Annotated in this window: 23 protein-coding genes; 22 read left to right on the plus strand and 1 reads right to left on the minus strand. The window is 68.3% G+C overall.

Translation table 11 applies throughout. The annotated features are described in order from the left end of the window. Positions 1-93 precede the first annotated feature (93 nt). The 8 genes from CJ177_RS05880 to mutM all read left to right on the plus strand — a co-directional run bounded on the left by CJ177_RS05880 (position 94) and on the right by mutM (position 7,986). On the plus strand, positions 94-3,498 hold the full coding sequence (locus CJ177_RS05880; protein WP_095867400.1) for a pyruvate carboxylase: 3,405 nt from the start codon (positions 94-96) through the stop codon (positions 3,496-3,498). Continuing rightward, on the plus strand, positions 3,495-4,061 hold the full coding sequence (rsmD, locus tag CJ177_RS05885; protein ID WP_061042902.1) for a 16S rRNA (guanine(966)-N(2))-methyltransferase RsmD: 567 nt from the start codon (positions 3,495-3,497) through the stop codon (positions 4,059-4,061). The genes CJ177_RS05880 and rsmD overlap by 4 nt, the downstream gene beginning before the upstream one ends. After that, positions 4,058-4,552, plus strand: coding sequence for a pantetheine-phosphate adenylyltransferase (gene coaD, locus CJ177_RS05890; RefSeq protein ID WP_005240440.1), 495 nt, complete (start codon positions 4,058-4,060; stop codon positions 4,550-4,552). The genes rsmD and coaD overlap by 4 nt, the downstream gene beginning before the upstream one ends. Positions 4,553-4,660: 108 nt before the next feature. After that, entirely contained in the window at positions 4,661-5,434 is a 774-nt protein-coding gene (locus tag CJ177_RS05895) for a DivIVA domain-containing protein (protein ID WP_005240442.1), read from the plus strand. 157 nt (positions 5,435-5,591) lie between these two features. Continuing rightward, complete coding sequence (locus CJ177_RS05900) at positions 5,592-6,152, plus strand: DUF177 domain-containing protein (RefSeq protein ID WP_095867401.1); 561 nt, start codon at positions 5,592-5,594, stop codon at positions 6,150-6,152. Positions 6,153-6,154: 2 nt separating this feature from the next. Beyond that, positions 6,155-6,337 carry a 50S ribosomal protein L32 gene (rpmF, locus tag CJ177_RS05905; RefSeq protein WP_005240446.1) on the plus strand — a complete coding sequence of 61 codons (183 nt, stop codon included), beginning with the start codon at positions 6,155-6,157 and terminating at the stop codon, positions 6,335-6,337. 19 nt (positions 6,338-6,356) lie between these two features. Continuing rightward, entirely contained in the window at positions 6,357-7,115 is a 759-nt protein-coding gene (rnc, locus tag CJ177_RS05910) for a ribonuclease III (RefSeq protein ID WP_005240448.1), read from the plus strand. Beyond that, positions 7,108-7,986, plus strand: coding sequence for a bifunctional DNA-formamidopyrimidine glycosylase/DNA-(apurinic or apyrimidinic site) lyase (gene mutM / locus CJ177_RS05915; protein ID WP_095867402.1), 879 nt, complete (start codon positions 7,108-7,110; stop codon positions 7,984-7,986). Before rnc ends, mutM begins: the two co-directional genes overlap by 8 nt. On the opposite strand, the gene CJ177_RS05920 is transcribed toward mutM, so the two are convergent. After that, complete coding sequence (locus CJ177_RS05920) at positions 7,928-8,632, minus strand: pyridoxamine 5'-phosphate oxidase family protein (RefSeq protein ID WP_037179138.1); 705 nt, start codon at positions 8,630-8,632, stop codon at positions 7,928-7,930. The genes mutM and CJ177_RS05920 overlap by 59 nt on opposite strands. Positions 8,633-8,779: 147 nt before the next feature. Between CJ177_RS05920 and CJ177_RS05925 the strand changes: the two genes are divergently transcribed. The 14 genes from CJ177_RS05925 to trmD all read left to right on the plus strand — a co-directional run bounded on the left by CJ177_RS05925 (position 8,780) and on the right by trmD (position 24,898). Further along, positions 8,780-9,220 carry an OsmC family protein gene (locus CJ177_RS05925; protein WP_005240454.1) on the plus strand — a complete coding sequence of 147 codons (441 nt, stop codon included), beginning with the start codon at positions 8,780-8,782 and terminating at the stop codon, positions 9,218-9,220. Then, the gene (locus tag CJ177_RS05930; protein WP_095867403.1) at positions 9,220-10,149 is read left to right on the plus strand and encodes a hypothetical protein; all 930 of its coding nucleotides are present in this window, start codon (positions 9,220-9,222) and stop codon (positions 10,147-10,149) included. Before CJ177_RS05925 ends, CJ177_RS05930 begins: the two co-directional genes overlap by 1 nt. Positions 10,150-10,154: 5 nt before the next feature. Then, positions 10,155-10,424: an acylphosphatase gene (locus CJ177_RS05935; protein ID WP_011598391.1), complete on the plus strand. Its 270-nt coding sequence runs from the start codon at positions 10,155-10,157 to the stop codon at positions 10,422-10,424. 22 nt (positions 10,425-10,446) lie between these two features. Continuing rightward, positions 10,447-14,052 carry a chromosome segregation protein SMC gene (gene smc, locus CJ177_RS05940; protein WP_095867404.1) on the plus strand — a complete coding sequence of 1,202 codons (3,606 nt, stop codon included), beginning with the start codon at positions 10,447-10,449 and terminating at the stop codon, positions 14,050-14,052. 66 nt (positions 14,053-14,118) lie between these two features. After that, positions 14,119-15,534 carry a signal recognition particle-docking protein FtsY gene (ftsY, locus tag CJ177_RS05945; RefSeq protein WP_095867405.1) on the plus strand — a complete coding sequence of 472 codons (1,416 nt, stop codon included), beginning with the start codon at positions 14,119-14,121 and terminating at the stop codon, positions 15,532-15,534. Between the two features lie 259 nt (positions 15,535-15,793). Next, a complete protein-coding gene (locus CJ177_RS05950; protein WP_210752954.1) occupies positions 15,794-17,113 on the plus strand; it encodes an ammonium transporter in 1,320 nt (439 codons plus the stop codon). Between the two features lie 4 nt (positions 17,114-17,117). Beyond that, the gene (locus CJ177_RS05955) at positions 17,118-17,456 is read left to right on the plus strand and encodes a P-II family nitrogen regulator (protein ID WP_005240467.1); all 339 of its coding nucleotides are present in this window, start codon (positions 17,118-17,120) and stop codon (positions 17,454-17,456) included. Then, positions 17,446-19,998, plus strand: coding sequence for a [protein-PII] uridylyltransferase (locus CJ177_RS05960; RefSeq protein ID WP_005240469.1), 2,553 nt, complete (start codon positions 17,446-17,448; stop codon positions 19,996-19,998). Before CJ177_RS05955 ends, CJ177_RS05960 begins: the two co-directional genes overlap by 11 nt. 76 nt (positions 19,999-20,074) lie before the next feature. Next, on the plus strand, positions 20,075-21,661 hold the full coding sequence (gene ffh, locus CJ177_RS05965) for a signal recognition particle protein (protein WP_005240471.1): 1,587 nt from the start codon (positions 20,075-20,077) through the stop codon (positions 21,659-21,661). A 3-nt stretch (positions 21,662-21,664) separates the two neighbouring features. Continuing rightward, entirely contained in the window at positions 21,665-22,750 is a 1,086-nt protein-coding gene (locus CJ177_RS05970) for an amidohydrolase family protein (protein WP_061042899.1), read from the plus strand. A gap of 179 nt (positions 22,751-22,929) precedes the next feature. Next, a complete protein-coding gene (gene rpsP / locus CJ177_RS05975) occupies positions 22,930-23,391 on the plus strand; it encodes a 30S ribosomal protein S16 (RefSeq protein ID WP_005240477.1) in 462 nt (153 codons plus the stop codon). Beyond that, complete coding sequence (locus tag CJ177_RS05980; protein WP_005240479.1) at positions 23,388-23,630, plus strand: RNA-binding protein; 243 nt, start codon at positions 23,388-23,390, stop codon at positions 23,628-23,630. The genes rpsP and CJ177_RS05980 overlap by 4 nt, the downstream gene beginning before the upstream one ends. 13 nt (positions 23,631-23,643) lie before the next feature. Then, positions 23,644-24,195 (plus strand): ribosome maturation factor RimM, encoded by a 552-nt coding sequence (gene rimM / locus CJ177_RS05985; protein ID WP_005240481.1) that lies wholly within the window; start codon positions 23,644-23,646, stop codon positions 24,193-24,195. A gap of 10 nt (positions 24,196-24,205) precedes the next feature. Beyond that, positions 24,206-24,898, plus strand: coding sequence for a tRNA (guanosine(37)-N1)-methyltransferase TrmD (gene trmD / locus CJ177_RS05990; protein WP_005240483.1), 693 nt, complete (start codon positions 24,206-24,208; stop codon positions 24,896-24,898). Positions 24,899-24,919 lie beyond the last annotated feature (21 nt).

The raw sequence follows: 24,919 nt of genomic DNA on the forward strand, positions 1-24,919 counted from the left end.
CACGTCAGGGGGGTCTTTGTGAAGTTTGTGGAGGATCCTGAAATGTGGGATGCCATTTATCCGCGGCCGTCGACGGCGGGGTAGTTTGCTCCAATGTTCTCCAAAGTCCTGGTCGCCAACCGTGGCGAAATTGCGATCCGCGCTTTCCGTGCCGCCTACGAACTAGGTGCTGGAACGGTCGCGGTGTTCCCGTACGAGGATCGGAACTCGATCCACCGTCTGAAGGCCGATGAGAGTTATCAGATCGGCGAGGAGGGACACCCGGTTCGGGCGTACCTCTCCGTCGACGAGATCGTCTCCGCGGCCAAGCAGGCAGGCGCCGACGCCATCTACCCCGGCTACGGCTTCCTTTCCGAGAACCCGGATCTCGCCGCCGCGTGCGCCGAGGCGGGCATCACGTTCGTGGGTCCGTCCGCCGAGGTGCTCGAGCTCACCGGCAACAAGGCGCGCGCGATCGCCGCCGCGAAGGCCGCCGGTCTGCCGGTGCTGGCGTCGTCGGAGCCGTCCGCCGACGTGGACGAGTTGCTGGCCGCGGCCGAGACCATGCAGTTCCCGCTGTTCGTGAAGGCCGTCGCCGGCGGCGGTGGCCGCGGCATGCGGCGGGTCGCCGAGCCGGCGCAGCTCAAGGAGTCCATCGAGGCCGCCGCCCGTGAGGCCGAGTCGGCGTTCGGTGACCCGACGGTGTTCCTCGAGCAGGCCGTCGTCGACCCGCGTCACATCGAGGTTCAGATCCTGGCCGATGGTCAGGGCAACGTCATCCACCTGTTCGAGCGGGACTGCTCGCTGCAGCGCCGTCACCAGAAGGTGATCGAGCTCGCGCCGGCCCCGAACCTGTCGGAAGAGTTGCGGGCGAAGATCTGCGCGGACGCCGTGGCGTTCGCGAAGGAGATCAACTACTCCTGTGCGGGCACCGTCGAATTCCTCCTCGACACCCGCGGCAACCACGTGTTCATCGAGATGAACCCGCGCATCCAGGTCGAGCACACCGTCACCGAAGAGGTCACGGACGTCGACCTGGTGCAGTCGCAGTTGCGGATCGCGTCGGGGGAGACTCTCGCGGATCTGGGGCTGAGTCAGGACAAGATCACGCTGCGCGGTGCGGCGCTGCAGTGCCGCATCACCACCGAGGACCCCGCCAACGGGTTCCGCCCGGACACCGGTCGGATCACCGGCTACCGCACCCCGGGTGGTGCCGGTATCCGCCTCGACGGCGGGACGTCGGTCGGGGCAGAGGTGTCCGCGTACTTCGATTCGATGCTCGTCAAGCTGACGTGCCGCGGCCGCGACTTCGAAACCGCCGTCGCCCGGGCCCGCCGCGCGGTCACCGAGTTCCGCATCCGCGGTGTGTCGACGAACATCCCGTTCCTGCAGGCGGTGCTCGACGACCCCGATTTCAAGGCCGGCCGGGTCACCACGTCCTTCATCGAGGAGCGCCCCCAGCTGCTCACGCTGCGCAGCTCCGCCGACCGTGGCACCAAGATCCTCACCTACCTCGCCGACGTGACGGTCAACAAGCCGCACGGCGAGCGGCCGTCGGCGGTGTACCCGCGCGACAAGCTGCCCCAGATCGACCTGTCCACCCCGCCGCCGGACGGCAGCCGCCAGAAGCTCCTCGCCCTCGGCCCGGAAGGATTCGCCAAGGCACTGCGGGAGCAGAAGGCCCTCGCCGTCACGGAGACCACCTTCCGCGACGCACACCAGTCGTTGCTGGCGACCCGCGTGCGCACCAGCGGTCTGCTCGACGTCGCCGGACACGTCGCCCGGCTGACCCCGGAACTGCTCTCCATCGAGGCGTGGGGTGGTGCGACCTACGACGTGGCGTTGCGGTTCCTGCACGAGGACCCGTGGTACCGGCTGGCCGCGCTGCGGGAGGCCGTGCCGAACATCTGCCTGCAGATGCTGCTGCGTGGCCGGAACACCGTCGGCTACACCCCGTATCCGGAGAAGGTGACGCGGGCGTTCGTCGAGGAGGCCACCAACAGCGGCATCGACATCTTCCGCATCTTCGACGCCCTCAACAACGTCGACCAGATGCGGCCGGCCATCGACGCCGTCCGCGAGACCGGCACCGCCCTCGCCGAGGTCGCCCTGTCCTACACCGGCGACCTGTCGAACCCGAACGAGAACCTGTACACCCTCGACTACTACCTGCGCCTGGCGGAGGAGATCGTCGAGGCCGGCGCGCACATCATCGCGATCAAGGACATGGCCGGACTGCTCCGCGCCCCGGCCGCCACCACCCTGGTGACGGCGCTGCGCACGAACTTCGACCTGCCCGTGCACGTGCACACCCACGACACCCCGGGCGGTCAGCTCGCGACCTACCTGGCCGCGTGGCAGGCGGGCGCCGACGCGGTCGACGGGGCCTCGGCCGCGCTGGCCGGCACCACCAGCCAGCCGGCGTTGTCGGCGATCGTGGCCGCGGCCGCGCATTCGGAGCACGACACCGGCCTGGACCTGCAGGCCGTGTGCGACCTCGAGCCGTACTGGGAGGCGCTGCGCAAGGTCTACAAGCCGTTCGAGTCCGGGCTGCCGGCCCCGACCGGACGCGTCTACACCCACGAGATCCCCGGCGGTCAGCTGTCGAACCTGCGCACCCAGGCGGTGGCCCTCGGTCTCGGTGACAAGTTCGAGGAGGTCGAGGCCAAGTACGCGGCCGCCGACCGGATGCTCGGCCGCCTGGTGAAGGTCACCCCGTCGTCGAAGGTCGTCGGCGACCTCGCCCTGCACCTCGTCGGATCCGGTGCCTCCACCGAGGAATTCAAGGACAACCCGGCGAAGTTCGACATCCCCGACTCGGTGGTCGGATTCCTGCGCGGCGAACTGGGCACCCCGCCCGGTGGCTGGCCCGAACCGTTCCGCACCCGGGCCCTCGAAGGCCGCGGCGAAGCCAAGCCCGAGGTGCCGCTGTCCGCGGAGGACGAGAAGGCCCTCTCCGGCACGTCCACGGAACGCCGCGCGACGCTCAACCGGCTGCTGTTCCCCGGCCCGACGAAGGAATTCCTCGAGCACCGCGACAAGTACGGCGACACCTCGCAGCTCTCGGCGAACCAGTTCTTCTACGGGCTGCGTCGCGGCGACGAACACCGGGTCCGCCTCGCGCAGGGTGTCGAGCTGATCATCGGGCTCGAGGCCATCTCCGAACCCGACGAGCGCGGATACCGCACCGTGATGTGCATCCTCAACGGGCAGCTGCGTCCGGTGTCGGTGCGCGACCGCTCCATCTCCAGTGAGCTGCCCGCCGCGGAGAAGGCCGACAAGAACAACCCCGGCCACGTGCCGGCACCGTTCGCCGGGGTGGTGACCCTCGCCGTGACCGAGGGCCAGCACATCTCCGCCGGCGACACGATCGCGACCATCGAGGCCATGAAGATGGAAGCGGCCATCACCGCCCCCCGCGGTGGCACCGTCTCCCGGCTGGCCATCGGATCGGTCCAGCAGGTCGAGGGCGGCGACCTCCTCGCCGTCGTGGCGACAGGGGAGTCCGCGAGCGAGTGACTCGGATCATCGCGGGACTCGCGGGCGGTCGACGCCTGCGGGTCCCGCCGAGCGGGACCCGGCCCACCTCGGACCGGGTCCGCGAGGCATTGTTCAGCGCACTGCACAGCCGGATGGACCTCGAGGGCGCGTCCGTCCTCGATCTCTACGCGGGCTCGGGGGCGCTCGGGCTGGAGGCGCTCTCCCGGGGTGCGGACCGCGTCGTCCTCGTCGAGTCCGACGCGAAAGCGGCGGGCATCATCAAGAACAACGTGACGACCGTCGGGCTACCGGGCGCGGAAGTGCGCGGCGCTCCGGTGGCGGCGGTGCTCGCGGGCATCGCCGACCGGCCGTACGACCTGGTGATGGCGGATCCGCCGTACGCCGTCGACGACCAGGCGGTGCAGACGGTGCTCGGCCACCTGCGGGTCAACGGCTGGGTCGGCGACGGCTCGATCGTGGTGCTCGAGCGGTCGTCGAGGTCACCCGAGACGGCCTGGCCCGAAGGCTTCGCACCCGTCAAGGCGAAGAAGTACGGCGAGGCGAGAATCGAATTGGCGACCTGCTACGGTCTGGACTCATGACTGGCGCTGTCTGCCCCGGATCCTTCGACCCCGTGACCAATGGCCACCTTGACGTGATCGGCAGAGCTGCCGCGCAGTTCGACGAGGTAATCGTGACGGTCATGGTCAACAAGAGCAAGCGTGGCCTGTTCACCGTCGAAGAGCGCATCGAGATGCTCGAAGACTCAACCAGTGAGCTGCCCAACGTGCGGGTCTCGTCCTGGCACGGCCTGCTGGTGGATTACGCCAAGCAGCAAGGGATCACAGCGATCGTCAAGGGCCTGCGCGGCGCCAACGACTTCGACTACGAGCTGCAGATGGCGCAGATGAACCAGAAGCTCAGTGGCGTCGACACCCTCTTCATCCCGACCAACCCCACGTACAGCTACCTGTCGAGTTCGCTCGTGAAGGAAGTGGCCACGTTCGGTGGCGACGTCTCCGACATGCTGCCCGAGAAGGTCCACGCCCGTCTTCTCGCGAGGATCGCCGAGCGCGCCGCCGAGAGCAGCTGATACCCGACACACCGGCTGCCACGACACACCCTCGGCGTCCGGTCGGGCAGACTTGCACGAAGAAGGCTGCGCCGACCTGCTGAGGGTCATGGATGATTGGGGTTGCTTGTGTACCGGGTATTCGAGGCGCTCGACGAACTTGTCGCGATTGTCGAAGAGGCACGCGGCGTACCGATGACCGCCGGCTGCGTAGTCCCACGCGGTGACGTCCTCGAACTGCTCGACGACGTGCGCGATGCGATTCCCGGTGAACTCGACGACGCCCAGGACGTCCTGGACCACAAGGACAAACTGGTGGGGGACGCGCGGTCCAACGCGGAGAAGACGATCTCCAGCGCCAACGCCGAGGCGAACTCCACCATCGAGAACGCCCGCGACGACGCCGACCGCATTCTGGCGGACGCGAAGGCGCAGGCCGACCGGATGGTCGCCGAGGCCCGCGCGCACGCCGAGCAGTTGGTCGCCGACGCGCGCGCCGAGGCCGAGTCCTCGGTTGCGGAAGGCCAGCGCGAATACGACGCACTCACGGGTCGAGCGCGGACCGAGGCCGATCGCATGATCGAGTCGGGCAAGGCCTCGTACGAGAGGTCCGTTGCGGAGGGTACGGCGGAGCAGGCGCGCCTCGTCTCGCAGACGGAGGTCGTCCAGGAGGCGCACGCCGAGTCGGCCCGGGTGATCGACTCCGCGCACGCCGAATCCGATCGTCTCCGCTCGGACTGCGACCTGTACGTCGACACGAAGCTCGCGGAATTCGAGGACTTCCTGAACGGCACCGTCCGGTCCGTCGGCCGGGGACGTCAGCAGTTGCGGACCGGTTCGGGTGTACCCGACTACGCCTCGGACTACGACGTCGACGACCGTCGCGCCGAGCGTCGCCGCTGAGCGACCGTCGGTCGCCGCACTCGATCGAATTTGGCTCCACCGCGCAGATTGCGTATCGTGGAGTGGTTGCCCTTAGTCGTTTCCCTTTTCTCGAAAGTGAAGTTTGTTGTCATCCCATCGCCACAGCTCATCGCGTTCCCGACGGGACGCGGATTTCGTGCTGGACACGGTCAAACTCGGCCGTCGTCCCGGTTCGATGCGCACCGTGGAACGGGTGGTGACGGCGCCACAGCGCATCGGTCTCGACCTGATCGCCATCGAGGAAGGATCGGAGATCGATCTCGATCTCCGGTTGGAGGCCGTATCCGAGGGGGTCCTGGTCACCGGTTCGTTGCGAGCCGACACCGTGGGGGAGTGCTCGAGATGTCTCGAGCCGTTCTCCGGCACGGTGGACCTGACTCTCACGGAGCTGTTCGCATACCCGGACAGCGCCACGGAAGAGACCACGGAGGAGGGGGAGGTCTATCACGTCGTGGACGACGAGATCGACTTCGAACCCGTCGTGATCGATGCCGTCGGCCTCGCACTGCCATTGCAGCCGCTCTGCAGTGACGACTGCCAAGGATTGTGCCCAGAATGTGGCGTTCGCCTGGCGATTGCCGAATCTGGCCATGGGCATGACATACTTGATCCTCGCTGGGCTGGTCTTGCAGCCAAATTTGGCGTGGAATCAGAACCCAGCAAGAATCTTGTGAACACCGAAGCCGAGGAGAAGTAGAAGTGGCTGTCCCCAAGCGCAGAATGTCGCGATCCAACACGAGGTCGCGTCGCAGCCAGTGGAAGACCACTGTGCCTACTCTCGTCACCTGCCCCAACCGTGGCTGCGGCGAGAAGACGCTGCCCCACGTCGCGTGCCCGTCGTGTGGCACATACAAGGGCCGCCAGGTCACTGCCGCCGTCTAGTTCTCCGCGGAGAGGCGTTGTGACGAGCGACATCAGTAATACACCCGCCGGCGGCGAGGAGGATCATGCTTCCCTCCTCGCCGCCCTCGGCGTAGAAATCGAGCCTTCGCTGCTCACCTTGGCGTTGACGCACCGCTCGTATGCGTACGAGAACGGTGGTCTCCCCACCAACGAGCGTCTCGAATTTCTCGGCGACTCCGTGCTCGGAGTCACCGTGACCGAGAAGCTCTACCTTGCGCATCCGGACAAGTCCGAGGGCGATCTCGCGAAGATCCGGGCGAGCATCGTCAACATGCACGCGCTCGCGGAGGTGGCCCGCACTCTCGGGGAGGGCGGCCTCGGTGCGCATCTCCTGCTCGGGAAGGGCGAGGAGATGACCGGTGGCCGTGACAAGCCGAGCATCCTGGCCGACGGCATGGAGTCGATTCTCGGCGCCATCCACCTCGAGCACGGCATCGACACGGCGCGACGCGTCGTACTCGACCTCTTCAGCGATCTCCTTCAGCGGGCCCCCCGTCTCGGTGCGGGTCTCGACTGGAAGACGAGTCTGCAGGAGTTGACCGCGGAGCGTGGCGTCGGCGTCCCGGCGTACGAGATCACCGCGACCGGCCCGGACCACGACAAGGAATTCACCGCCACCGTGATCATCGGCGGCAAGCCCCTCGGCGTCGGTATCGGCCGCTCCAAGAAAGAGGCCGAGCAGAAGGCTGCGAGCACGGCGTGGAATGCGTTGTCCGACGCAGGCCCCGACGTAGCGGCCGACGACGTCAGTGCCTGAACTACCCGAAGTCGAGGTGGTCCGGCGCGGACTCGAACGCCACATCGTGGGGGCGTCGATCGATTCCGTCGACATCCTGCATCCGCGGGCGATCCGGCGTCATCTGCCCGGCGCCGCCGACCTCGCCGGACAGCTCACCGGCGAACGCATCGCGAGCGCCGACCGTCGTGGAAAGTATCTGTGGCTGGTCCTCGAACCCAGCACCGTCGCTCTCGTGGTGCATCTGGGCATGAGTGGTCAAATGCTCGTGCAGCCACCGGAATTGCCGACCGAGAAGCATCTGCGCATCCGGGCCCGGCTCGATTCCGGTCTCGACCTCCGGTTCGTCGACCAGCGGACGTTCGGGGGCTGGGCGCTGGCACCTCTCGTCGACGTCGACGGATCGCTCGTGCCGGACTCGGTGGCGCACATCGCCCGTGATCCACTGGATCCGCGGTTCGACCTCACGGCGACCGTGAAGGTCGTGCGCGGCAAGCACACCGAGATCAAGCGTGCGCTTCTGGACCAGACCGTCGTCTCCGGCATCGGCAACATCTACGCGGACGAGGCGCTGTGGCGCGCCCAGATCCACGGGAATCGGCTCACCGACAGGCTGAGTGGTCCCAAGATCCGTGAAGTGCTCACGGCCGCGCAGGAGGTCATGCGTGAGGCGCTCACCCAGGGCGGCACGTCCTTCGACGCTCTCTACGTGAACGTCAACGGCGAGTCGGGCTATTTCGACCGTTCGCTGTCCGCCTACGGTCAGGAGGATCGCCCGTGCCGGCGGTGCGGCACCGCGATCCGGCGGGAGAAATTCATGAACCGCTCGTCGTTCAGTTGCCCGAAGTGCCAGCCGGCACCACGGAGAAGCCCGGCGAAATCGTCTGTGTGAGTTCGGCGGTCACGGGCTCGTCGGCGAACTGTCCGTCGGGGTCGTGGCGCGGTGTCGCCTTGGCGTCGAAGTAGTCGCCGCCCTTGCGTTTCACGTCGTCGGTGCCCCACTCACGGTGGCGGGGCACCGGTGCCATTCTCGGAATGTGCTTGCGGCAATGGATGTATGCCTCCTCCACCTCCACCACCACCCAGCGTTCCGGGATCCGGCCGTTCGCGTGGTCCGCAGGCAGATCTGCGACGTCGGAGCGCAGGACGGGGTCTTCGACGATCCGGGCCGAACCGTTCACGTGCAGTCCGATGAGGTCCTGCACGAAGTCCACGAGAATGATTCCGACGTGCGGGTTTTCCCGGATGTTGCCGAGGCTCGCCATCACGCCGTTGCCGCGGTACTCCGGGTACGCGAGGGTCTTCGAGTCGATGACGTGTATGAATCCCGGTGTCCCGGCGCGCAGACTGTTGTCGCATTCGCCGGAGGCGTCGGCGGTGGCGATGAAGGCCATCTCCTGGCGTCCGATGAACTCGATCATCGTCGGATTGAGATGGTCCAGCATCTGATCCGAGTAGAACTTGGCGGCACGATCCTCGGTGCCGTACTCGGACTGAAGTTGGCGCTCTCCCGCACTACCGATCTGGCCCATCTGCATTCCCCGTTACCCCTCGGCGTCATTGGTCGGTTCACCCTACGGCCCACCGGTTCCCTCTGCTGAGAATCCTCGTTCACAATTCCGCGGAAACCACTGCCGCCCACCCACCTACCTGGCGGTGCGCCGATCGGTGGCAGGATTGAGCGCATGGCAGAACAGACTTCCGACACGACGGCGCCCACCTCACTGTGGGTCGAGCGAACGGGCACCCGGCGGTACACCGGTCGCAGCTCGCGCGGCGCCGAGGTCCTGATCGGCTCCGAGGGCGTGGAGGGCGTGTTCACCCCCGGGGAACTCCTGAAGATCGCACTCGCCGCGTGCAGTGGAATGAGCTCGGACTTCCCGCTGTCGCGGCGGCTGGGTGACAACTACGACGCCACCATCCGGGTGTCCGGTGCCGCGGACCGGGAGAACGAGGTGTACCCGCAGCTGGACGAGGTCATGGAACTGGACCTCAGCGAACTCGACGCCGATGCGCAGGAGCGTCTGGTTGCGCTCGTGGAACGGTCGGTCGACAAGGTCTGCACGGTCGGGCGGACGCTGAAGGCCGGGACGAAAGTGACACTGACCGTCGAGAGAGAAGCATGATGCGGCGTGAGCTGGCCGCGGTCGCGGGCGGGGCGGCGCTCTGCGCGGGTCTGCTCGTGGTCGCGCCCGCGGCCGCCGGGCCCGCGTTCTCGCCTCCCGGCGGCGCGTGCACCCCGTGGTCGGTGTCGGAGGTGACGTCCGGGGCGGGGGTTCTCGAGAACCTGGCCTTCGACGGGGCGGGCACCATGCTGGTGTCGCGGACAGGCCTGGTCGGCGGCGGAGCCCTCGACGGGGTCGCCCCCGACGGCACCGTCACCCCGATCGTGCCCGAGGTCGAGTCGCCCGGCGGAATCGCCGTGGACGGCGCCGACGCGTACTTCGCCACGGGGAACTCCTTCGCCGCCGGGGTCACGGGCTCGGCGAGCGGCACGGTCGACGTCGTGAACCTCGGCACGGGTGACACACGAACCGTGGCCGACGGGCTGGTCATGCCGAACGGGCTGGTCCGGCTGAGTAACGGAGACATTCTCACCGCCCGGAATCTGGGCTCCGGGGCGGGCCTGACCCGCGTCCCCGCCGCGGATCCCCACACCCCGGAGGTCGTGCGCACCGATCTGGGAACGGTCGACGGTCTCGCCGCGCACGACGCCAACGTCTACACGGTGACGACGTTCGACACGACCACCACGCTGCGCATCCTCCGCGAGGACGACCTGAGCGGTCCCGTCGTGTCGGTCGAGCTGCCCGGCTCCGGGCCCCTCAATGCGGCCGACGATCTCACCGTCGGACCGGACGGCGTCGTCTACGTCGCCTACAACGGCGGCGGCAAAGTGGTGCGGGTCGATCCCGCGACGGGGGAGAGCTGCGCCCTCGCGTCCGGGCTGCCGCTGGTGTCGTCGGTGCGGTTCGGCGCCGGGCCGGGCTGGGATCCGGACGCGCTCTACGCCACCAGTTTCACCGGGAAGATCTACAAGCTCGAACGGTCGTGACGGACATGGAGAGAATGACCGCGTGGGTGCACGGATTCGTGCAGGGTGTGGGATTCCGGTGGTGGACCCGCGCCCGTGCGCTGGAACTCGGCCTCGTCGGATACGCGGCCAACCAGAAGGACGGCCGCGTGCTCGTCATCGCCGAGGGGCCTCGCGACAAGCTGGAGACCCTGCTGACGCTGCTGCGGTCGGGAGACACGCCGGGCGCGGTCGATCTCGTCGTGGAGCAATGGGATTCCGCCCGCGGCGACCTCACCGGGTTCGTGGAACGGTGAACCGCAGGTAAAGTTCTCCGTCATGCATCTGAAGAGTCTGACGCTGAAGGGATTCAAATCCTTTGCGTCCGCAACGACTCTGCGATTCGAGCCGGGAATCACCTGTGTCGTAGGGCCCAACGGATCGGGTAAGTCCAACGTCGTCGACGCGCTCACCTGGGTGATGGGCGAGCAGGGGGCGAAGGCCCTTCGCGGCGGCAAGATGGAAGACGTCATCTTCGCCGGCACCGCCGGGCGGGCGCCCCTCGGACGCGCCGAGGTCACACTGACGATCGACAACTCCGACGGCGCCCTGCCGATCGACTACTCCGAGGTGTCGATCACCCGGCGCATGTTCCGCGACGGCGCCGGCGAATACGAGATCAACGGCAGCTCGTGCCGGCTGATGGACGTGCAGGAACTGCTCAGCGACTCCGGCATCGGCCGGGAGATGCACGTGATCGTCGGTCAGGGCCGCCTCGCCGCCATCCTCGAATCCCGTCCGGAGGACCGGCGCGCGTTCATCGAGGAAGCAGCAGGCGTCCTCAAGCACCGCAAACGCAAGGAAAAGGCGGTCCGCAAACTCGACGCGATGCAGGCCAACCTGGCGCGCCTGAACGACCTCACGGCGGAACTGCGGCGCCAGCTCAAACCACTCGGACGGCAGGCCGAGGTGGCACGCCGCGCCCAGACCGTGCAGGCCGACCTCCGCGACGCGAAGCTGCGGCTCGCCGCGGACGACCTGGTCACGCGGCGCGAGGACCTGGCCAGCCAGGCTCAGGACGAGAAGGTCGCGCGCGAGCAGCACGACCAGGTCACCGAGGCACTCGACGAGGCCAATCTCGAGCTGGGACGGCACGAACAGGAACTGTCGAGGCTCACACCGGGTGCGGAAGCGGCCGCGCAGACCTGGTTCCAGCTGTCGGCACTCGCCGAGCGCGTCAACGCGACCATCCGTATCGCCCGCGAGCGGGCACGCCACCTCGACGCCGAGCCCTCCGCGAACCGCGGTCAGGATCCCGACGAGATGGAGGCCCGCGCCGACCGGATCGCCGCGGAGGAGATGGAGCTCGTCGAAGCCGTCGAGATGGCGCGCGCGGCGCTGGACGCGGCCAAGGAGCAGCTGGCACTGGGGGAGGAGACCGCCGCCGAGGCGGAACGGGCTCACATGGCGGCGGTCCGGGCGATCGCCGACCGCCGTGAAGGCCTGGCGCGGCTGTCCGGCCAGGTCGACACGCTGCGCACCCGCGCCGACTCCGTCGACGCCGAAGTGTCCCGGCTGACCGTCGCGATCGAAGAGGCCCGCCAGCGCGGCGACGCGGCACAGTCCGAGTTCGAGGTCGTCCAGGACGAGATCGGTGACCTCGACGCCGGCGAGCTCGGACTGGATTCCCACCACGAGCGTGCCGTCGAGGCACTGCGCCTGATCACCGAACGCGTTACCGAACTCCAGGCCGAGGAGCGCGCAGCCGGGCAGGAAGTGGCATCCCTGCGTGCCAGGATCGACGCGCTGGCGATGGGCCTCGAACGCAAGGACGGCGCCGGCTGGCTCGTCGAGAATCGCGGCGAACACGGCATCCGCGGACCGATCGGTGGCCTCATCACCGTCGAGAAGGGGTACGAGGGCGCCGTCGCGGCGGCCATGGGCCCCGCCGCCGACGCCGTCGTCGCCGAATCCCTCGACGCCGCCCGCAGCGCAGTCGGTGCGCTGAAGGAGACGGACAGCGGTCGGGCGTCCCTGTTCATCGGAACCGATCAGGCGGCGGCGAACGGCGGACACCTGGACTCCGGCGCCCGGTGGGCCGTCGACGTCATCGACTGCCCCGCCGAACTGCGGACCGGACTCGCGGCGCTCCTGGGTGGAGTGGTCGTGGTCGATTCCCTCGACGACGCCGTCGAGACCGTCCGGCGCAGGCCCGACGTGCGCGCCGTCACCCGCGAGGGAGATCTCCTCGGAGCGGGCTGGATGAGCGGCGGGTCGGACCGTCAGCCGAGCACCCTCGAGGTCCAGGCTGCCATCGACAACTCGGTGCAGGATCTCGCCCGCGCCGAACGTCGCGCCGAGGAACTGGCCGCGGCACTGTCCGGCGCGGTCGCGGAACAGGCCGACCGCCAGGAGAACGCCGAGCAGGCACTGGCCGCGCTGAACGAGTCCGACGCCGCGATGTCCGCCATCTACGAGCGCCTCGGCCGCCTCGGCCAGGCCGCGCGGGCCGCGCACGCCGAATCCGATCGGCTCATGGCGCAGCGCGACAAGGCCGAGAGCGGCCGAGAGGACACGCTGACCGCGCTGGCCGAACTCGAGGAACGGCTGCGCCTGGCGGAACAGGACGGGTCGTCCGCCGGTGCCGACACGGGCGGTTCCGACACGACGAGCATCGATCGTGAGATGGCGGCCGCCGCACTGGCCGAAGTGCGGGCCGTGGAAGTGGAAGCCCGGCTGTCCGTGCGCACGGCCGAGGAGCGCGCCGAGTCGGTGCGCGGCAAGGCCGACTCCCTGCGCCGCGCCGCACAGGTGGAACGCGACGCGCGCGCCCGGGCCGAACGCGCGATGAAGGCCCGCCAGAACGCGGCCGCCGTCGCGGCGGCGGTCGCCGAGTCGGGACAGCGGGTCGCCGAGCACCTCGGTGACGTCGTCGACGCCGCGATGGCGCACCGTGACGAACTCGCCCGGGCCCGCACCGAGCGGACGACCCAACTCGAACAGGTGAAGGAAAGGGTGCGTCAGCTGACCGGACAGCTGGCGTCGCTCACCGATTCCGTGCACCGCGACGAGGTGGCTCGCGCCCAGGCCGCGCTGCGCATCGAGCAGCTCGAGGAGGCGATCCTCGAACAGCACGGGATCGGCCTGGACGATCTGATCGCCGAATACGGCCCCGATGTCGCGCTGCCGCCGTCCGCACTCGAGATGGAGGAGTACGAGCAGGCGAAGGAGCGCGGCGAGCAGGTCACGATGCCCGCACCGATTCCGTACGACCGCGCCACGCAGGAACGTCGCGCGAAACGTGCCGAGAAGGACCTGGCGACGCTCGGCAAGGTCAACCCCCTGGCACTCGAGGAGTTCGCCGCGCTCGAGGAGCGCTACAACTTCCTCTCGACTCAACTCGAGGACGTGAAGACCGCCCGCAAGGATCTCCTCGGGGTGGTGGCCGACGTCGATGCCCGCATCCTGCAGGTGTTCACCGAGGCCTACTCGGACGTCGAACGCGAATTCGTGCAGGTGTTCGCGAAACTGTTCCCCGGTGGTGAAGGCAGGCTGGTGCTCACCGATCCGTCGGACATGCTGACCACCGGCATCGAGGTGGAGGCCCGCCCGCCCGGCAAGAAGGTCAAGCGGCTGTCGCTGCTGTCCGGTGGCGAGAAGTCTTTGACGGCGGTGGCGATGCTCGTGGCGATCTTCCGGGCCAGGCCGTCCCCCTTCTATGTGATGGACGAGGTGGAGGCCGCGCTGGACGACACGAACCTGCGTCGTCTCATCGGGTTGTTCGAGCAGTTGCGGGAGAAGTCGCAGCTGATCGTCATCACTCACCAGAAGCCGACGATGGAGGTGGCCGACGCGCTCTACGGCGTCAGCATGCGCGGCGACGGCATCACTACCGTCATCTCCCAGCGGCTCCGTGGCCAGGACATGGCGGCCGCGGACGTCTGATTTCGACCCGCTCCGGGACGGCGCGGGCGGGAAGGCAGTGCGCGACGAAATCCGGAGCCTGAAACAATGGGCGGCGTGACTACCGGAGCTTGGATTGCCATCGCGGCCGCACTGGCCGTACTTCTCGTCGTTCTCGTCGTCGGGTCCCTGCTGTATCGGCGTCGCCGGATTTCCCTGAAGGCGCCGGACACCCCGCAGGTCACCACGGCGGAGAAGGACCGTTCGGGCAGTTACCGGGCGGACGGCGGGTTCAACTTCAGCCAGGGGTCGACGGCGACGGCACCGCCACGTCCGCCTGCGCCCGAGCCGGTTCTGCCGAAACCGGCGCCCGAACCCGAGGTGGCCGCGCCCGAACCCGAGGTCGTCGCGCCCCCGGCGCCCGAGAAGGCCCCCGAGAAGGCCCCCGAGAAGGCCCCCGAGAAGGCCCCGGAGAAGCCGACGGCCCCGCCGGAACCGGTCACCTACGAACCGGTCGTCGCGCCCGAGGTCGAACCGGAACCCGAGGTCGCGCCCGCACCCGAACCCGAACCGGCTGCCGCCGCGCCGGTGCTCGACGTCATCGCCCCCACCGAAGGACGGCTCGACCGCCTGCGTGGGCGGCTGTCCCGCTCCCAGTCCGCGGTGGGCAAGAGCCTGCTCGGACTGCTCGGCGGTGGCGATCTCGACGAGGACTCCTGGGAAGAGGTGGAGGACACGCTCCTCATCGCCGACCTCGGCTCGGCGACCACCACGAAGATCGTCACGTCGCTGCGTGAGCAGATGGCATCGCGCAGCGTCCGCACCGAGGCCGATGCCCGCGCGCTGCTGCGTGAAGTCCTGGTCGCCGAACTCCGGCCGGAACTCGATCGCTCGATCCGTGCCCTGCCGCACGACGACCACCCGGCGGTCCTGCTGGTCGTCGGTGTGAACGGCACCGGCAAGACCACCACCACCGGCAAGCTCGCGCGTGTGCTCGTGGCCGACGGCAGGCGCGTCCTGCTCGGTGCCGCCGACACGTTCCGTGCCGCAGCCGCGGACCAGCTGCAGACGTGGGCCGAGCGAGTGGGCGCCGAGGTGGTGCGCGGGAAGGAAGCCGCAGATCCGGCGGCCGTCGCGTTCGACGCCGTGTCCAAGGGAATCGATACCGGCGTCGACGTCGTGCTGATCGATACCGCCGGCCGGCTCCACACGAAAACGGGACTGATGGACGAGCTCGGCAAGGTGAAGCGGGTCATCGAGAAGAAGGCCTCGGTCGACGACGTGCTCCTCGTCCTCGACGCGACCATCGGCCAGAACGGCCTCGCGCAGGCGCGGGTGTTCGCCGAGGTCGTCGACATCACCGGTGTGGTCCTCACCAAGCTCGACGGCACCGCCAAGGGTGGCATCGTGTTCCAGGTTCAGCACGAACTCGGGGTTCCCGTGAAGCTCGTCGGGCTCGGTGAGGGCGCCGACGATCTGGCTCCGTTCGAGCCGGGCGCCTTCGTCGACGCGTTGCTCGGCTGACGCAGCGATTCGGGGTCGTCGCGGGGTCCCGGACCGCTCCGGGGCGATGAAACCGACCGCAAATCGCCTGGCGAAACCTGCACGCAACAAAATAGGCCGATGCGTTCACGAGCGCGAAACAGTGCAGTGGCATAGCCGAAACACCAACTGAGCACCCTTCTTCTCAGGTCGTCAGCCGCTACCGGCTGGGCAGAGAAGGAGGAGGCTCAAGGTGGATTTCCCCACTATCGGTGCACCGGACACCGGGGACACAGCGTGGATGCTGACCAGCGCCGCGCTCGTGTTGCTCATGACTCCGGGTCTTGCGTTCTTCTACGGCGGCATGGTGCGGGCCAAGAGCGTGCTGAACATGCTCATGATGAGCATCAGCGCGATGGGTGTCGTCGGCATCCTGTGGGTTCTCTACGGCTACTCCATGGCCTTCGGTGAGGACAAGGGAAACCTTGTCGGTGATCCGTTCCAGTACTTCGGACTCAAGGGACTGTTCGGCGGGTCCTACCTCGCCGAGACCGACGACGCCGGTTCGGTCATCGCCGACTCCGCGATCCCGCTCGTCGGCACCATCCCCGCGACGGTGTTCGTCGCGTTCCAGGCCATGTTCGCGATCATCACCGTCGCCCTCATTTCGGGTGCCGTGGCGGATCGCCTGCGCTTCGGGCCCTGGCTGCTGTTCGCCGGCCTCTGGGCGACGGTCGTGTACTTCCCCGTGGCGCACTGGGTCTTCGCCTTCGACGGTGTCACCGCCGAGACCGGTGGCTGGATCGCCAACAAGCTCGCCGCGGTCGACTTCGCGGGTGGTACCGCCGTCCACATCAACGCCGGCGCCGCCGGCCTCGTCCTCGCGATCATTCTCGGCAAGCGCAAGGGATGGCCGGGAACCCCGTTCCGCCCGCACAACCTGCCCTTCGTGATGCTCGGCGCCGGCCTCCTCTGGTTCGGCTGGTTCGGTTTCAATGCCGGTTCGGCCGTCGGGTCCAACGGCATCGCCGGAGCAACCTTCATCACCACCGTCATCGGAACGTGCGCGGCCATGCTCGCCTGGCTCCTGGTCGAGCGGATTCGCGACGGCCACGCCACCACACTCGGCGCGGCGTCCGGAATCGTGGCCGGCCTGGTTGCCATCACGCCTTCCTGCTCCTCGGTGAACGTCCTCGGCGCACTCGCCATCGGCGTCGTGGCAGGCGCACTCTGCGCACTCGCGGTCGGACTCAAGTTCCGCTTCGGATTCGACGACTCGCTCGATGTCGTCGGTGTCCACCTCGTCGGCGGCATCGTCGGAACGCTGATGGTGGGCCTGGTCGCAACGGCTGAGGCGCCCGCGGGTGTTGTCGGACTGTTCTATGGTGGAGGCCTCGACCAACTCTGGCGTCAGGCAGTGGGCGCCGGAGCAGTACTGCTTTACTCGCTCGTCGGGACGGCCGTCGTCGCGTTGATCGTGAAGTTCACGATCGGTCTGCGGCTCAGCGACGAGGGTGAATCACTTGGAGTGGACGAGTCGGAACACGCAGAAACTGGCTACGATTTCGCCGCTCTCGGCGGAAACTCGGCAACTGCTCGTGTATCCGGCAAGGAGGGATGAGGAAATGAAGCTGATCACAGCAATTGTCAAGCCGTTCACTCTGGAGGACGTGAAGACGGGACTCGAGCAGGCGGGTGTCCTCGGGATGACCGTCAGCGAGGTTCAGGGGTACGGCCGGCAGAAGGGCCACACCGAGGTCTACCGAGGTGCCGAGTACTCGGTCGATTTCGTTCCGAAGGTCCGGGTCGAGGTCGTCGTGGACGACGCTGCTGTGGACAAGGTCGTCGAGGTGATCGTCGAGGCGGCACGCACCGGCAAGATCGGTGACGGCAAGGTCTGGGTCTCACCGGTCGAGTCGGTGATCCGGGTGCGTACCGGGGAACGCGGCGCGGATGCACTCTGACCCCAACGGGTCCGGTAAGACCGGCCCTGGTCCCGTCGCCAAGGCGACGGAACCAGGGCCGGTTGCGTCAGGCGGATCGGACCAAGCAGCGGACCTGGCCCGCGCACGCAGGCAACTGCTCACCGGTGGCTCCGAGACCGGCCCCGGCGCAAGGAATCCCGCAGGTCACGGGCGTCGGCTCGACGCCGCCGCGCTCCGTCACGCGCTCGTCGACCTGCACGAGTTCTGGTTGACGACAAAGGGTGCCGAGCTGGGCATCAAGCCCGACAGCGGTTTCGCGCTCGTCGCGGTCGGTGGGCTCGGTCGCCGGGAACTCCTGCCGTACTCGGATCTCGACCTTCTTCTGCTTCACGACGACATGGATCCGGCGGTCGTCGCGCAGGTGGCCGACCAGCTCTGGTATCCGTTGTGGGACGCGCACATCAAGCTCGACCACAGCGTCCGCACCATCCCTCAGGCCCTACAGGTGGCGGACACGGACATCACCGCGGCGCTGGGAATGCTCGAGGCCCGTCACATCGTCGGTGACGTCGAGCTGACCAATCTGCTCATCAGCGGGGTGCGCCGGCAGTGGCGCACCGACATCCGCAACCGTTTCGACGGTCTCATCGAGCAGACGCGGTCGCGCTGGGAACGCAGCGGCGAGATCGCCCACCGCGCAGAGCCCGACCTGAAGAGCGGTCGCGGTGGACTGCGGGACGTACAGCTGCTCAACGCGCTGTCCATCGCGCAGCTCACCGACGGCATGCCCGGGCTCGGTCCCGAGTCGCCCGGCGGGGGACTGGCACTCGCGCATCGCCGGCTCCTCGACGTCCGCACCGAACTGCACCGGGTCGCAGGCCGCTCCCGGGATCAGTTGCGGGCGCAGGACGCCGACGAGATCGGCGCCGCACTGCGGATCGGCGATCGATTTGACCTCGCGCGCATGCTCAGTGATGCCGCACGCACCATCAGCTATTCCGTCGACGTCGGTGTGCGGACGGCCGGACACGCCCTGCCGCGGCGCGGTCTGGCGCGGTTGCGCCGACCACCGGTGCGACGGCCCCTCGACGAGGGTGTCGTCGAGCACGCCGGGGAGGTGGTGCTGGCGCGCGACGCCCGGCCGGCGAAGGACCCCGGCCTCGTGCTGCGAGTCGCGTCGGCGTCGGCGACGACGGGGATGCCGATGTCGGCGTCCACTCTGAATCGCCTGGCCGACAACGCCCCCGAGCTGCGCGAGCCGTGGCCGAAGGAGGCGCTGAACGATCTGCTGGTGATGCTCGGCTCGGGTAGCCGTGCCGTCGCGGCGATCGAGGCTCTCGATCGGACCGGGCTGTGGGGCAGGCTTCTTCCCGAGTGGGGTGCCGTCCGGGATCTGCCGCCGCGCGACGCGGTGCACACGTGGACGGTGGATCGTCATCTCGTCGAGACCGCCGCCTATGCCAGTGGGTTCACCACCCGCGTCGCGCGCCCGGACCTGCTGATGCTCGGTGCGTTGCTGCACGACATCGGAAAGGGCCGCGGCGGCGACCACAGCGTGGTCGGCGCGGAACTGGCCACCCAGATCGGTAAGCGCCTCGGATTGTGGCCGTCGGACGTCGCGCTGCTGACGGCGATCGTGCGCCACCACCTGCTGCTGCCGCACACCGCGACGCGGCGTGATCTCGACGATCCCGAGACGGTCGAGCGGGTCGTGGAGGCGCTCGGCGGTGACGGCGTCCTGCTGGAGTTGCTGCACGCGCTGGCGGAGGCGGATTCACTGGCGACGGGTCCCGGGGTGTGGGGTGACTGGAAGTCGTCGCTGATCGGGGAACTCGTGCGCCGCTGCCGCCTCGTCATGGCGGGAGAAGTGTTTCCCGCACCCGATCCGCTCGATCCGGAACACGTCGCGCTGGCGGCATCGGGTGGCGTGCACGTCGCGCTGGTCCCCGCCGACAGTCCGCACACGTATGTGGTGACGGTCATCGCCCCCGACCAGCGGGGTCTGCTGTCGAAGGCGGCGGGCGTGCTCGCGCTGCACTCCCTGCGGGTCTACTCCGCGTCTCTGGGCAGCGCCGAGGGGTCGGCGGTCAACTCGTTCGTCGTGTCTCCGAGGTTCGGGGCGCCGCCGCAGGCGGGTCTGCTGCGGCAGGAACTGATCCGCGCGCTCGCGGGGGAACTGAACCTGCTGGAGATGCTCACGGCCAAGGAAGAGGAGGCTCGCGAGAGCCAGCGCGTCGCCGCCGTGGAGGAACGGGGCGAAGCCGCGGTTCCCGTGCAGTACGCGCAGGCGCCGCCGCGAGTCATCTGGTTCGACACCGCATCGCCCGGCGAGGTCATCCTCGAGCTGAGGGCCGAGGACCGGCTGGGGCTGCTGTCCCGGCTGGCCGACGCGTTCGACACGTGCGGCGCGGACGTCCGATGGGCGCGGGTGACCACCCTGGGTTCGTCGGTGATCGACTCGTTCTGCCTCGATCTCGGCGGCGGAGACACCCGGGCGAGCCGGGAACAGGTCGAGAGCGCGATCCTCGGCGTCGTTCCCCTCACGAAGCCGAAGAAGCAGGAGGGCAGCGGGGGAGAATGAACGACAGGACGTGAGCGGCTAGGCTGGGGCCCGAGAATATCCACCGCACACTCGCATGACTTCAGGAGCGCACTCGGTGTTCGAATCCCTTTCCGACAGGTTGACCGGAGCCCTCAAGGATCTGCGTGGCAAGGGTCGCCTTTCCGGAGCCGACATCGATGCCACCTGCCGTGAGATCCGGTTGGCCCTGCTCGAGGCAGACGTCGCGCTGCCCGTCGTACGCTCGTTCATCGCCAAGATCAAGGAACGCGCCAAGGGCGTCGAGGTCTCGGGGGCGCTGAACCCGGCGCAGCAGGTCGTCAAGATCGTCAACGAGGAACTCGTCGGGATCCTCGGGGGCGAGACCCGCCGGCTGGCGTTCGCCAAGACGCCGCCGACGGTCATCATGCTCGCCGGTCTGCAGGGTTCCGGTAAGACGACCCTCGCCGGCAAGCTCGCGAAGTGGCTGCGCGACCAGGGGCACACCCCGCTGCTCGTGGCCTGCGACCTGCAGCGTCCCGGCGCCGTCACCCAGCTGCAGATCGTCGGTGAGCGCGCGGGGGCAACGGTGTTCGCACCGCACCCCGGCACGTCCATCGGCGGCGGCGACAACGAGCTGGGCATCACCGCGGCCGACCCGGTCGAAGTGGCCCGGGCAGGTGTCGAGGAAGCCCGCAACAAGCAGTTCGACGTGGTCATCGTCGACACCGCGGGTCGCCTGGGTATCGACGCCGACCTGATGGCGCAGGCTGCGGGTATCCGCGACGCCGTGAACCCGGACGAGACGATCTTCGTTCTCGACGCGATGATCGGTCAGGACGCGGTCAGCACGGCCGAGGCGTTCCGTGAGGGTGTCGGATTCACCGGTGTCGTGCTCACGAAGCTCGACGGTGACGCCCGCGGTGGTGCGGCGCTCAGCGTCCGCGAGGTCACCGGGCAGCCCATCCTGTTCGCGTCCACGGGTGAGAAGCTCGAGGACTTCGACGTCTTCCACCCCGACCGCATGGCCAGCCGCATTCTCGGCATGGGTGACGTCCTCAGCCTGATCGAGGCGGCCGAGCAGCACTTCGACGCCGAGCAGGCCGAGGCCACCGCACAGAAGATCGGCTCGGGACAGCTCACGCTGGAGGACTTCCTCGAGCAGATGATGGCCGTCCGCAAGATGGGCCCCATCGGCAACCTCCTGGGCATGCTCCCGGGTGCGGGACAGATGAAGGACGCTCTCGCGAACGTCGACGAGAAGCAGCTCGACCGTGTGCAGGCGATCATCCGCGGCATGACCCCCGCCGAGCGCGACGATCCCAAGATCATCAACGCCTCCCGCAGGCTGCGGATCGCCAACGGTTCGGGCGTCAAGGTCTCCGACGTCAACCAGCTCGTCGACCGTTTCTTCGAGGCCCGCAAGATGATGGCCGCGATGGCCGGGCGGATGGGCATGCCCGGTTCACGGAAGCAGCAGCGCAGCAAGAAGGGCAAGAAGGGCAAGAAGGGTGGCAAGGGACCCACGCCGCCGAAGGTGCGCGGAGGATTCCCCGGCGGCCTGCCCGGCGGGTTCCCGGGAATGCCGCCCGGCGGTCTCCCCTCGGGTATGCCCGATCTGTCGAAAATGCCGAAGGGCCTGGACGAATTGCCGCCCGGACTCGAGGGCATCGACCTGTCCCAGCTGAAGCTGCCGAAGAAGTAGCCGATGGGCGCGTTGCACTTCCGGGGCACCGGTCTGCCCGACGAACAGCCGGTCGAGTTCTGGGTCGACAACGGTGTGATCTCGACCGAACCGGTTCCCGGCGCCGAGACCGTCTGTGAATCCGGGTGGATCGTTCCCGGTCTCGTCGACGCCCACTGCCACGTCGGCATCAGATTCGGCGGCGGCGGTGGCGAGAGCGTCGAGGGGCTGATCGCGCAGGCGGAGACCGAGCGCGACTGCGGGGTCCTGCTGATTCGTGACGCGGGTTCGCCGGTCGACACCCGGTTCGTCGACGACCGCCCCGACCTGCCGAGGATCATCCGCGCCGGGCAGCACATCGCCGCCCCCAAGCGGTATATCCGCGGACTGCCGGTCGATCTCGAGGACGAGTCGCAGCTTCCGGACGAGGTGGTGCGCCAGGCCCGGGCCGGTGACGGGTGGGTCAAGCTCGTCGGCGACTGGATCGACCGCTCCGCGGGCGACCTCGCGCCGTTGTGGAGCGACGACATCCTCGTCGAAGCGATCGCGGCCGCACACCGCGAAGGGGCTCGCGTCACCGCGCACGTCTTCGCCGAGGATGCGCTTCCGGGCCTGATCAACGCCGGAATCGACTGCATCGAGCACGGCACCGGGCTCACCGACGAGACGATCGAGCTGATGGTCTCGCACGGAACCGCCCTCGTCCCGACGCTGATCAACATCGCGACGTTCCCGGACATCGCCGAGTCCGCCTCGCGGTTCCCGATCTACGCCGCACACATGCGTGACCTGCACTCGCGGGTGAAGGACACGATCGGTGCCGCACACGACGCGGGGATCCCGATCTACGCAGGCACCGACGCCGGCGGATCGATCGTCCACGGACGCATCGCCGACGAGGTCGAGGAACTGAAGGCGGTCGGACTGACCCCGTCCGAGGCGCTCGGCGCCGCGTGCTGGGACGCTCGCGCGTGGCTCGGACATCCGGGAGTTCAAGCGGGTGCGCCCGCGGATCTGCTGGTCTTCCGGAACGACCCGCGCGCGAGCAGCGACGCCCTCGCCGCGCCCGATGTCGTGGTGCTGCGGGGCAACGTGGTCAAGACCCGATGACCTGGTTTCCCCCTGACGGTGTTCGTCTGGCAGAATGAACCGCTGTTCGTCGCATCCGGTCACGCACCGCGCGGCGGTCACAGGTTGGAGGCAAAACCGGGCGCGCTATTCCTGCGCGTCGCCGAATTGCACGTGACACGTGGGCACACTCGTGTGCGCACTGAAGGAGAAGTACAGCAGTGGCTGTCAAGATCAAGCTCACCCGGCTCGGCAAGATCCGGAACCCGCAGTACCGCATCGTCGTCGCCGACTCCCGCACCCGCCGCAACGGCCGTGCGATCGAGACCATCGGCAAGTACCACCCCAAGGAAGAGCCCTCGCTGATCGAGGTCGATTCCGAGCGCGCGCAGTACTGGCTCGGCGTCGGCGCCCAGCCCACCGAGCCCGTCGAGGCCATCCTCAAGATCACCGGTGACTGGCAGAAGTTCAAGGGCCTGCCGGGCGCCGAGGGCACCCTCCGCGTCAAGGAAGCCAAGCCCTCCAAGCTGGAGCTGTTCCAGGCTGCGCTCGCGCAGGCCGAGAACGAGCCCGTCGGTGAGGCCATCACGCCCAAGAAGAAGAAGGCGAAGGCCGAGGACGCCGAGGCTGCTGCCGACGCTCCCGCCGAGGCTGCTGCAGAGTCCGAGGCTGCTGACAAGTGAGTGCCGTCGTCGCCGATGCCGTGGAGCACCTCGTTCGTGGCATCGTCGCCAACCCCGACGACGTTCGTGTCGAGCTGATCACCGGGCGTCGGGGGCGCACTGTCGAGGTGCACGTCAACCCTGACGATCTCGGCAAGGTCATCGGTCGCGGTGGTCGCACCGCGACCGCTCTGCGGACGCTGGTCTCCGGTATCGGTGGCCGCGGGATCCGTGTCGACGTCGTCGACACCGATCAGTAGAGGCCTTACAGCAGTGGAGCTCGTCGTCGGCCGTGTCGCCAAGTCGCACGGCATCAAGGGTGAGATCGTGGTCGAGGTTCGCACCGACGAACCCGAGGATCGATTCGCCGTCGGTGCCGTGCTGCGGGGACACAAGCCGCGCGAGCAGACTGTGAGCACATACACGGTGGAAGCCGCCCGGGACCATTCCGGGCGGCTTCTGCTGCGCCTCGACGGTGTGTCGGACCGCACCGCGGCGGATGCCCTGCGGGGCACGCTGTTCGTCATCGACAGCGCCGAACTCGAGCCGTCCGACGACCCCGACGAATTCTACGATCACGAACTCGAGGGACTGTCGGTGCGACTCGCGGACGGCACCGAGGTGGGAACCGTCATCGAGGTATTGCATTCCGCGGCAGGCGAATTGCTCTCGATCCGCCGGGCCGGCGAACAGTCCGGCGAACTTCTCGTCCCGTTCGTGGCCGCGATCGTCACGTCGGTGTCCGTCGCCGACGGCGTCGTCGAGATCGATCCGCCTGAAGGGTTGCTCGATCCCGACTTCGGTGAATCGGCCGACGGGAAGTGAGTCGGTAGCCATGCGTCTCGACGTGGTCACCATCTTCCCCGAGTACCTCGAGCCGCTTCGAGCGGCGTTGCTCGGCAAGGCCATCGACAAAGGCCTCATCTCCGTCGACGTGCACGATCTGCGGGACTGGACGCACGACGTCCACAAGGCCGTCGACGATTCTCCGTACGGCGGCGGGCCGGGGATGGTCATGAAGCCCACCGTGTGGGGGCCCGCGCTCGACGACGTCCTCGCCGCGGGCGACGGCGACTCGGACACGCTGCTGGTCGTCCCCACACCGGCCGGTGTTCCTTTCACGCAGGCCACCGCCGAGCGCTGGGCGGGGGAGAAGCGCATCGTCTTCGCCTGCGGACGTTACGAAGGCATCGATCAGCGCGTGTTCGACGACGCCGCCCGCCGGGTGCGCGTCGAAGAAGTGAGCATCGGCGACTACGTCCTCATCGGGGGCGAGGCGGCCGTGCTGGTGATGACCGAGGCGTTCGTGCGCCTGATTCCCGGAGTGCTCGGCAATCAGCAGTCGCACCAAGAGGATTCGTTCTCGGACGGACTCCTCGAAGGACCCAGTTACACGCGGCCGGCGACGTGGCGCGGACTCGACGTCCCGCCGGTCCTGCTGTCGGGTGATCACGCGAAGGTGGCTGCGTGGCGACACGAGCAGTCGCTGCAACGCACCGCCGAGCGCCGTCCGGACCTGTTGCGCTGAACCGATTTCCGGCCCTGCCCG

Origin of the sequence: Rhodococcus sp. ACPA1 (assembly GCF_002300195.1) — a bacterium.
GTDB classification, from domain to species: domain Bacteria; phylum Actinomycetota; class Actinomycetes; order Mycobacteriales; family Mycobacteriaceae; genus Rhodococcus_F; species Rhodococcus_F opacus.

What these genes read in the sequence shown, in the direction of transcription:
- CJ177_RS05935 (WP_011598391.1), top strand. Translation starts at nt 10,155, where the DNA reads ATGGAGAGAATGACCGCGTGGGTGCACGGATTCGTGCAGGGTGTGGGA.
- CJ177_RS05955 (WP_005240467.1), top strand. Translation starts at nt 17,118, where the DNA reads ATGAAGCTGATCACAGCAATTGTCAAGCCGTTCACTCTGGAGGACGTG.
- CJ177_RS05930 (WP_095867403.1), top strand. Translation starts at nt 9,220, where the DNA reads ATGCGGCGTGAGCTGGCCGCGGTCGCGGGCGGGGCGGCGCTCTGCGCG.
- CJ177_RS05960 (WP_005240469.1), top strand. Translation starts at nt 17,446, where the DNA reads ATGCACTCTGACCCCAACGGGTCCGGTAAGACCGGCCCTGGTCCCGTC.
- CJ177_RS05950 (WP_210752954.1), top strand. Translation starts at nt 15,794, where the DNA reads ATGCTGACCAGCGCCGCGCTCGTGTTGCTCATGACTCCGGGTCTTGCG.
- CJ177_RS05925 (WP_005240454.1), top strand. Translation starts at nt 8,780, where the DNA reads ATGGCAGAACAGACTTCCGACACGACGGCGCCCACCTCACTGTGGGTC.
- smc (WP_095867404.1), top strand. Translation starts at nt 10,447, where the DNA reads ATGCATCTGAAGAGTCTGACGCTGAAGGGATTCAAATCCTTTGCGTCC.
- coaD (WP_005240440.1), top strand. Translation starts at nt 4,058, where the DNA reads ATGACTGGCGCTGTCTGCCCCGGATCCTTCGACCCCGTGACCAATGGC.
- CJ177_RS05970 (WP_061042899.1), top strand. Translation starts at nt 21,665, where the DNA reads ATGGGCGCGTTGCACTTCCGGGGCACCGGTCTGCCCGACGAACAGCCG.
- ftsY (WP_095867405.1), top strand. Translation starts at nt 14,119, where the DNA reads ATGGGCGGCGTGACTACCGGAGCTTGGATTGCCATCGCGGCCGCACTG.
- CJ177_RS05920 (WP_037179138.1), bottom strand. Translation starts at nt 8,632, where the DNA reads ATGCAGATGGGCCAGATCGGTAGTGCGGGAGAGCGCCAACTTCAGTCC.
- CJ177_RS05880 (WP_095867400.1), top strand. Translation starts at nt 94, where the DNA reads ATGTTCTCCAAAGTCCTGGTCGCCAACCGTGGCGAAATTGCGATCCGC.
- trmD (WP_005240483.1), top strand. Translation starts at nt 24,206, where the DNA reads ATGCGTCTCGACGTGGTCACCATCTTCCCCGAGTACCTCGAGCCGCTT.